The organism is Mycobacterium sp., from assembly GCF_052144515.1.
Lineage (GTDB): Bacteria > Actinomycetota > Actinomycetes > Mycobacteriales > Mycobacteriaceae > Mycobacterium.
The window spans coordinates 1-3,049 of sequence record NZ_JBKQQD010000374.1; the positions used below are offsets into that span (position 1 = coordinate 1).

A 3,049-nucleotide genomic window follows, 5' to 3' on the forward strand; every position below is an offset into this window, starting at 1 on the left:
ATGGCTTACCTCACGCGGTGTTGCCGTGTTGCGACAGGTAGGCACCCGATGCCGTGCACCACGGCACCGGCTAGCCACGCTCGGAGAACTCTTGGTCGATCTCCGGTAATGAGAAACGACGCGAATAGGGTTGCCGCGCGGGCCGTTTGGGCTGCACCTGAATTCGCCGCGGACCAGCTGGTCGGTCATTGCGTGTTGTCGGGAACGATGCGAACGCCGGTGACGATCTCGGGTGATGGGCGATCACGGTGTCCCTCTGAGCCTGGAACACGCAGGCACACCAGGACTTCGGGTTCGTCTGTGTCTTCGCCGTCGTGTTCCTCGGCTTCGCCATCGCCGGCTTCGGGCGGCCTGAGTAGTCGAAGGTGGTCAGAAGATATGGTGACCTTGGGCCCTGACCTCCCCGGAGTTTGGGGTGTCACGATGATCAGCGGAACGGAAGGAGAGAGTTCGCATGGTCGCTGTCATCATCATTGTGGTCGTCGTCGTCATTCTGCTGGGAGGTGGCGTCCTCGCGTTCAACGGTATGGTCCGCCGCCGCAATCGAACCCAGGAGGCGTGGTCGGAGATCGACGTCGAGCTCAAGCGCCGCCATGATCTGATCCCCAACCTGGTCGAGACGGTCAAGGGCTATGCATCCCATGAGCGCGAGACTTTCGAGGCCGTCACCGAGGCGCGTGCCGGTGCCGTCCGCGCTGGCGAGACAGGTGACCCAGCGAAGATCGGTCAGGCCGAGAATGCCCTGACCCAGACGTTGCGTTCGTTGTTCGCGGTGGCGGAGAACTATCCGCAGCTGCGCGCCGTGGAGAGCTTCCTTCAACTCCAAGAGCAGCTCACCGCCGCCGAGGACAAGCTCGAGTACGCGCGTCGCTATTACAACACCAGCGCCCGGGACTACAACATTGCGCTGCAGACGTTCCCGCGCAACCTGCTGGCGGCTACGTTCGGCTTTCACGCGGTGAGTTTCTTCGAGACCGACGAGGCCGAGCGCGAGGTACCCCAGGTGAGCTTTACCGCGCCTCCAGGTGCGCCTACGCCTCCTGTCGGCCCCGGTTCGGAGAGTTCCGCTTCTCCGGCGTCGTGATCGGACGGGTCCGTGTACGAGCAGATCGCCCGTAACAAGCGGCGGGCTGCCGCCTGCGTGGTGTTGTTCTTCGTGGTGTGGGTCGGCATCGGGGCGGTGGTCGGATGGCTGTGGTCAGCCGCGTCCCAATCGCCGCCGGCGGCACCCACTGACACCAGTGGAGACATCGTCGTTGGCGTCGTGGCGGCCGCCCTGTTCGCCCTGGCCGGAATCGCCTTCTCGCTCACCTCTGGCACCCGCTTGGTGCTGGCGGTCTCGGGCGCCCAGCCGGCCGACCCCTACCGCTACCGCCAGCTACACAACATCGTCGAAGCCTTGGCCATAGGCGACGGCCTGCCCAAGCCCGAGGTCTACGTGATCGACGACCCCTCTCCCAACGCCTTCGCCACCGGCACTAGCCCTAAGCACGCGGCCATTACAGCCACGACGGGTCTGTTATCGATCATGAACCGCGAGGAACTCGAAGGGGTGATCGCCCACGAGATGAGCCACATCAAGAACTACGATGTGCGCCTGCTGCTCATCGTGAGCACGCTCATCGGCATGGCCGGGCTGCTGGCCAGCCTGTTGTGGCGCTCCGTCTTCTTCATGCGCTCGCCGGGGCGCCAGGGCGTAAAAATGATGCTGGTCGTCTTCGCCGCCGCAGCCCTGCTGGCCGTGGTGGCAGTCATATTCGGGCCCCTGGTACGCCTCGCCCTATCGCGCCGGCGGGAATCGCTGGCTGACGTCAGCGGCGTCGAACTGACCCGTAACCCCGTCGGGCTGACCCACGCACTGCAGAAGCTCCAAGCCAACGACCAGCCCTTCGCCAAGTTCAACCACGCCACCGCGGCCATGTGCATCGACGACCCGCTCCAACACCACGAGAGCTGGTTCCACCACCTCTACGACACTCACCCACCCATCGCCGAACGCATCGCCGTGCTCCAACAGATCGAGCACGGACAAGCCGCCTAATCTTATTCGGCTGGATGCCCTGTCCGGCGACCCGACTCGTCGCTGACAGCTTTTGACCCTCGCTGCTGGAAGGTGGCCCGCGAGCACGCTGACGATTATCGGTGAAAATGGACGACATACGAGGCTCTCAAAACTCTGTGTCGGAATCACCCTGAATGCCGAGGGCTCCTTGCGGAGTGTCCAACCGCCTATCCTTAGAGCACCCCGCAAACGCTGGGGCCGGGATCGGCGGAGGGTCGGATGACGGCCATTGCAGCGTGCCGCACATGTGGCAGCGAGCCGCGTGAGGGCGCTCGATTCTGTGACGGCTGTGGTGCGCCAGTCCAAGAAGCCGATGCCCGTGCGGAGTACAAGCAGGTAACCGTCCTGTTCGCCGATGTGGTGCATTCGATGGATCTTGCTTCGGCTGTCGGTGCGGAGCGGCTGCGGGAGATCATGTCCGGGCTGGTCGACCGGGCCGCCGCTGTGGTGAAACGGTATGGCGGGACGGTGGACAAGTTCACCGGTGACGGGATCATGGCAGTGTTCGGCGCGCCGGTGGCTTTGGAGGACCACGCTTTTCGCGCCTGCTTGGCTGCCTTGGACATCCAGTCGGAGGCAGCCAAACTCGCCAAAGAGGTCGAAGCGCGCGACGGCATCGCATTGCAGCTGCGGGTGGGACTTAACTCCGGGCAGGTGATCGCCGGGGAGATCGGCACCACGGCAACCGGGTACACCGCGATCGGAGACCAGGTCGGGATGGCGCAGCGGATGGAATCGGTGGCTCCACCCGGTGGGGTGATGCTCAGCGCGTCCACCGCTCGATTGGTTGATGGCGCTGTGACTCTGGGTCAACCGGAACTGGTCCACATCAAGGGCACGGATCAACCCGTGGCCGCCCCGCAGCTGGTGGGCGTGTCAGACCGGGATCGTCCTGTCGGAGGTGCTGAAGCGGCTCTGGTGGGCCGACACTGGGAGATGGCTGCTGTCGAAGGTTTACTGAAGCGTGCCATCAACGGCCAGGGTGCG

The 3,049-nt window shown here is 64.3% G+C and carries 3 protein-coding genes; all 3 read left to right on the forward strand.

Going from position 1 to position 3,049, the window contains the following annotated elements; genetic code table 11:
* The first annotated feature begins 454 nt into the window (after nucleotides 1–454).
* A complete protein-coding gene (locus ACLP9N_RS24655; protein WP_442409840.1) occupies nucleotides 455–1,084 on the forward strand; it encodes a LemA family protein in 630 nt (209 codons plus the stop codon).
* Nucleotides 1,085–1,096: 12 nt separating this feature from the next.
* Nucleotides 1,097–2,041: a M48 family metallopeptidase gene (locus ACLP9N_RS24660; RefSeq protein WP_442409841.1), complete on the forward strand. Its 945-nt coding sequence runs from the start codon at nucleotides 1,097–1,099 to the stop codon at nucleotides 2,039–2,041.
* A gap of 240 nt (nucleotides 2,042–2,281) precedes the next feature.
* Nucleotides 2,282–3,049, forward strand: a 768-nt coding sequence (locus ACLP9N_RS24665) for an adenylate/guanylate cyclase domain-containing protein (RefSeq protein WP_442409842.1), incomplete at its 3' end; no start/stop codon positions are given.

Coding starts and splice junctions, on each gene's coding strand:
- ACLP9N_RS24655 (WP_442409840.1), top strand. CDS start 455: ATGGTCGCTGTCATCATCATTGTGGTCGTCGTCGTCATTCTGCTGGGA.